The organism is Intestinibacter sp., from assembly GCF_051866655.1.
Lineage (GTDB): Bacteria > Bacillota > Clostridia > Peptostreptococcales > Peptostreptococcaceae > Intestinibacter.
Window position 1 is genome coordinate 1 of sequence record NZ_JBJDXL010000208.1, and the last position, 4,832, is coordinate 4,832.

The following is a 4,832-nucleotide window of genomic DNA, read 5'->3' on the forward strand; positions in this document are numbered from 1 at the left end:
TTACTAGAGTCTTTAGCTAAAGGAGAAAAAGACGAGATAAAAATAGGAGCGGCAAAGTTAAATAAAGAAGATTATGACAATATTGTTTACGCGTTGCCCTTAATAACCAATATGTATCAGCAACATACTGGAAAGTAGGTTACTGTTCTAAATCTTGCAGATTTCGTATCTATTAATAGAACCACTAAGCCTAATCAAGCTGAAATAGATAGTAGAGTAGAGCTAATAAATAATCTACTAATGTCTTTTAAAGAGAGAGGAGAAGAAGAAGTAGACGTACAAGAAGAAGGGTTTGATCTGGATACTGCAGAAAAAAGTTTTAGCAATAGAGTTTATTTTGACAACGATTCTGTATAGTTAGTGTATGGAGACTTCGACTACAATACTCGTAGCGAAATGAACGAGTCTTTACAAATATATAAAGACGAAGAAGGTAACTATGTGGGGCCTGAGCAGATGAAAAGCTTCTACGAATCAAAAGCTTAGTAGGCGTTAGAAAATTCTGAAGAATATATAGACGAGTTGGTAGATCTATTAAATTCTCCTGAAATGGGTTTCTCTGTAACAAAAGAGATGCTTCAAAACGATAGCTCTGGTAAGTCTAAACTGTTTGATTTATTGATATCTGTAGCAAAATACGGAGACGGAGTAACTGATCTGCACGGTACCTTTATTCCAAAAGTATCACAAATATTAGAAGGGATAAAGAATCAACACAAGGGAATTAAAAATCCAAATTTAAATAGAGCAAAGAAACTGTTATTTTTCTTTTAGGATAAAACTCCAGATATGTTTTTATCCAACAAAAACATATAGGACTAGGAGAAAAGAACTCCTATAGTTAGACTTTTGGTTCAAGAGGCTTTAGCTAAAAAATGGTTTAATGGCAAAAATTCAATACGTATCAGAACAAAAGACGGTTAGCAATTAGATTATACAAATACCGAATAGAATGTAGATACTCTAACTGATATATTTGAAAAATTTGAAAAGGCCATAAGAGAAAGTCGTAACGCAGATGAATTTATGCAAGCTATCACCAATGATTACGACTTTTACATGGGAGATGAACAGAATAGTCAGAAATTAGCAGAACAAATTCTAAAAGAATATTTCTATAATAGAAGATTCTCAAGATTGAAAAATGCCACTAACATAGTACAAGCATTGACTATGGGCTCGTCTACGCCTGCAAATGGAGAAGTTAATTATGAAAACTTTAATAGAAAATCTGTACACGTACAGGATAGAATAGATAAAGTACCTTCGTTAGGTTTAGTTAAAGACGAAAACGGTAGATATTACTTTTCTCTAGAACAGTGGCAAAAAAATCATGTAAAAAAAGAAAGTACTGAACCAGATTAGAAAACAGAATATCAAGAAAGACAAGATCAAATAATCAAGGAGCACGATGATCTGGTAGAATAGATAAACAAAGTAAAGACAAAAGATCAAATTCTATAGCTCATCATATCTCATAAAAACAGCATAGATGATGAAACGTATAAGAGTTTGGTCACTATAAACAAAAAAGACGGAACTGACAAACTAGTACCTAAAAAATTATCATTAGCAAAATCTATTTTATTAGAACATTTAGAACAAACTAAAGACAATAAATTAAACGACCTTGAGCAGAGCTACACTAAAGAGATAAAAGAAGAGATTTCTAGATCAGAAGAATTACAAGGATACACCACTTTACCGTTAACTTTTGCATTTGGTTCTTACGATACTGACGACGGAGCAGCTATAATACATTTTGATAGAAGCGGAAACAAAGTTAGAATGTAGTATGCTAGTGGTACTCCTGGAGCAATGTATTTAGTACTACCTTCTTTCTTAACTGCCTCCAGAACGTAGATTCCTATAAAATTAAACCCTAAACGTTTTGATGATTCTACTGCTAATTTCATAGCGTCTTTACTTAGACACATACAAAATAATAATATAAACTTACAAGACTTTGTTAATACTTTAGAATTAGATGGTTTTAAAGTATAGACTACTATGAGTTTTCAAAGTCTATTGGACAATTTGATATATATTGGTACAGATGCTTATGCAAACAATCCTAGTGATCACAATTTAGAAAGATTGTTATACATAGATAAAAATGGTAAAGTTATATTTGGAGAGCAGACGCTGTCTGATGACAATTTTGACCAATTGGTAGACTTTATAAAAACTAAGAAAACTTTTAGAGTAGACAGAATGAAGGCAGGTAACCCTAACGCTACTTTTAGTAGTGCTCTGAGCATTTAGACTACTAAAGATTCTTAGTTTGGAGAAAGTACTATACTAGATGTAGCAGAAGGAACTAACTATGTATCGTTTATAGTAGATAACGGCATTCTGCTTACAGACCTTAGCCAATCTAAAACTTCTAACCTAGTAACTAAGCCTAGTGTATATATAAAATATAGAAAAAAAAGATAGTATTCTACCGTAGTAAATGATCCTAATTCTTCTAACAGCGCAGCTGCAGGAAAGGGTAAGCTAAAACAAACTTACGAAGAAACTTCTAGAGAAGAAATAGAAGAAATGCTAAGTAATGACGTGAATGATGCGGCAAAGAAAATAAGTGTTTTCTTTAAAGATATTTTTGATAAGATAGCTAATGAATACTCGTCTGGAAATATAAAGTTCACTAATTTAAAAATAGGAATATATGGGCATAAAAGTAATAAACTAAATAAGGACTCATATACCGGAACCATATACAGTTCAGACGAAGGACTACATTTTTCAATAGACGATTCTGATAAAAATGAGGAATTAAAATTGAAAATAATAAAGGCTGCTGCTGCAGGAAAAGATGTCAGTATAGTAGTTATGGACGAAGCTGGTAATTTCTTATAGGTTGGAGGAAAGAAGTTTCATCACATACCTAGTATAAAGCTGTAGGATAATAAAAACGCTACAGCAGGTACGTCAAGCGCTACAGAAACTTCACTAAATAAAGTCCTTGACGCAATAGCATAGCTTATTGACAGAATGGGGGGTGCAACCTCTGCCTCACCTTAGAATCAAGATGCTACACCGACTGCTCCTAAAGAAGCATCAAACACTGTAGTTCCTAGTGGATATGTAGGTTTAAATGCAGGCAAGAAAAAAGTAACGGTGGTAGAAGAAGCTAAAAATTCTGCAGACATAGTAGAAAAAGAAGACGGTAAGTTTGAATTTATAGTTAACGGAGAATCTACAGAATTTGATTCGTCAATGAGCGAAGATGACGTATTAGACATTCTAGACGAAAAATATGAAGGAGCTATACCAAGTGATGTAGAAGAAAGTTTTAAATAGCTATATCAATCAAAGGTAGTAAAATCTCCAGAACCTGAAACTAGAGAAACTCCAAAAGGAACTTTGGGAAAATTTACTCCTCCCACTCCTATATCTAAAGTAGAATCTAAAAAGCCTGCAGCTAAAGAAACTGATCCGTTGAGTTCTCTATAGATACCTGCTACTTACGAGGAGTTAAAACAAAGTTTATCTAAAGATCCGCAAAGTAGAACGTTATTTGAAGTTATAGACGGATTAGTTAAAGAAGGAAAGACCGCTAAAGAGTACACTATTCCTTTGAAAACTTTGTATACTAAGTATGTGAAAAAGCAATATCCCAAACTTAGTGATAGGCAAATAATGGAATATTTAAATAGCGAAGAAAACATAAATTTGATAAGAACTGTATCTAGGTCTATGCAGAGTCCTTCTGCCAATTTGTCTTCTGTATTCGATTTCCTAAGTAAACACGTATAGAAAGAAGACTTTGATGCTGCACTAAGTAGAGCTGAGAAAATACTGGGTAAGCATTTTGACTTAACTTTCTTAACAAGCATAGACAAACGATACGATCTACCTAGACAGGCAATGGTGTATGTGTTCGGTCAATGCGCTTCTTCTGGAATTAGAATATTTAGAGACGCTAATACCAATAAAATAGCTAGAGGTTCTCTGTATCACGAATCCTTCCACAAAATAAGTTTGTTTATTTTAAGCGAAGAAGAAAGAAATAGAATGTATTCTGACGCAAGACAGTAGTATCCTGAAATTAGAACTGCCACTGACAAATAGATAGAAGAATTTTTAGCAGACAGATTTGCAGAATTTGTATTAGATTCATAGGAGCAACGTCAAGATAAATATTACGAAGGTAATTTGATATCTAGATTCTTTTAGAAGTTATTTGATAATATTAGAAGTATTATAAACAGGCTAACAAAGTTTAATATTACTCCAGAGTACGTAGACATGAACAAGCTGTTTAGAGATATGTATTCAGGAAGATACGCTTATGCTAAAGCTACTTCTAAAAATATAGAACTCTTTGAAAAAGTTTACAGTGGATTTACTCCGTTTGCTGGCTTTAAAGTAGATGATGTAGAGATAGCAGAAGATGCGCAGCAGTATTAGAATATACTAAGAGATCTAGTAGCTAGATTTATAAGACTTACAGATCTTCTCCGCGTAAAAGATGGAAAAATAAGCTTTAATTCAAATGCTTTAAAACAGGAATTACAAAGTGATTTAGATACATACAACAAGGCCCTAAACGATCTAAAACGGAACAGAAAAACCTTGGACAAATTCTCAAGCAGAGACGTGGATGAGGCTCTGGTAACTATGTACACTCTCATGTAGACTTACTAGAGAATACTACAAGATGATGTTTGGACAAAATGGACTGAAATATTAACTAATTTTGTAGAAACTCAATTTAACATACAGAAATCTGATGATCCTCAAGATATATCTAACGACGTTATCCCAGGAGATAACATGGAAGATGTGGAAAATTCAGATGAAAATGAAGTTGTTTCCTCAGGATC

8 protein-coding genes are annotated in these 4,832 nt (G+C 33.2%); all 8 read left to right on the forward strand.

What is annotated here, in order from left to right; all coding sequences use genetic code 11:
- The first annotated feature begins 522 nt into the window (after nucleotides 1-522).
- The 8 genes from ACI3VO_RS06340 to ACI3VO_RS06375 all read left to right on the forward strand — a co-directional run bounded on the left by ACI3VO_RS06340 (nucleotide 523) and on the right by ACI3VO_RS06375 (nucleotide 4,416).
- Nucleotides 523-774 carry a hypothetical protein gene (locus tag ACI3VO_RS06340; protein WP_439757097.1) on the forward strand — a complete coding sequence of 84 codons (252 nt, stop codon included), beginning with the start codon at nucleotides 523-525 and terminating at the stop codon, nucleotides 772-774.
- 252 nt (nucleotides 775-1,026) lie between these two features.
- Entirely contained in the window at nucleotides 1,027-1,365 is a 339-nt protein-coding gene (locus tag ACI3VO_RS06345; protein ID WP_439757098.1) for a hypothetical protein, read from the forward strand.
- A 147-nt stretch (nucleotides 1,366-1,512) separates the two neighbouring features.
- Nucleotides 1,513-1,794, forward strand: coding sequence for a hypothetical protein (locus ACI3VO_RS06350; RefSeq protein WP_439757099.1), 282 nt, complete (start codon nucleotides 1,513-1,515; stop codon nucleotides 1,792-1,794).
- Between the two features lie 216 nt (nucleotides 1,795-2,010).
- Complete coding sequence (locus tag ACI3VO_RS06355; RefSeq protein ID WP_439757100.1) at nucleotides 2,011-2,265, forward strand: hypothetical protein; 255 nt, start codon at nucleotides 2,011-2,013, stop codon at nucleotides 2,263-2,265.
- Nucleotides 2,266-2,544: 279 nt separating this feature from the next.
- A complete protein-coding gene (locus ACI3VO_RS06360) occupies nucleotides 2,545-2,862 on the forward strand; it encodes a hypothetical protein (RefSeq protein WP_439757101.1) in 318 nt (105 codons plus the stop codon).
- Nucleotides 2,863-3,123: 261 nt separating this feature from the next.
- Nucleotides 3,124-3,306, forward strand: coding sequence for a hypothetical protein (locus ACI3VO_RS06365; protein WP_439757102.1), 183 nt, complete (start codon nucleotides 3,124-3,126; stop codon nucleotides 3,304-3,306).
- A 567-nt stretch (nucleotides 3,307-3,873) separates the two neighbouring features.
- Nucleotides 3,874-4,044, forward strand: coding sequence for a hypothetical protein (locus ACI3VO_RS06370; protein ID WP_439757103.1), 171 nt, complete (start codon nucleotides 3,874-3,876; stop codon nucleotides 4,042-4,044).
- Between the two features lie 210 nt (nucleotides 4,045-4,254).
- Nucleotides 4,255-4,416, forward strand: a complete 162-nt coding sequence (locus ACI3VO_RS06375) for a hypothetical protein (RefSeq protein WP_439757104.1) — start codon at nucleotides 4,255-4,257, stop codon at nucleotides 4,414-4,416.
- The last annotated feature ends 416 nt before the right edge of the window (nucleotides 4,417-4,832 follow it).

Excerpts from the sequence above, each read along its gene's own strand:
- ACI3VO_RS06355 (WP_439757100.1), top strand. The coding sequence starts at position 2,011 with ATGAGTTTTCAAAGTCTATTGGACAATTTGATATATATTGGTACAGAT.
- ACI3VO_RS06345 (WP_439757098.1), top strand. The coding sequence starts at position 1,027 with ATGCAAGCTATCACCAATGATTACGACTTTTACATGGGAGATGAACAG.
- ACI3VO_RS06370 (WP_439757103.1), top strand. The coding sequence starts at position 3,874 with ATGGTGTATGTGTTCGGTCAATGCGCTTCTTCTGGAATTAGAATATTT.
- ACI3VO_RS06375 (WP_439757104.1), top strand. The coding sequence starts at position 4,255 with ATGAACAAGCTGTTTAGAGATATGTATTCAGGAAGATACGCTTATGCT.
- ACI3VO_RS06360 (WP_439757101.1), top strand. The coding sequence starts at position 2,545 with ATGCTAAGTAATGACGTGAATGATGCGGCAAAGAAAATAAGTGTTTTC.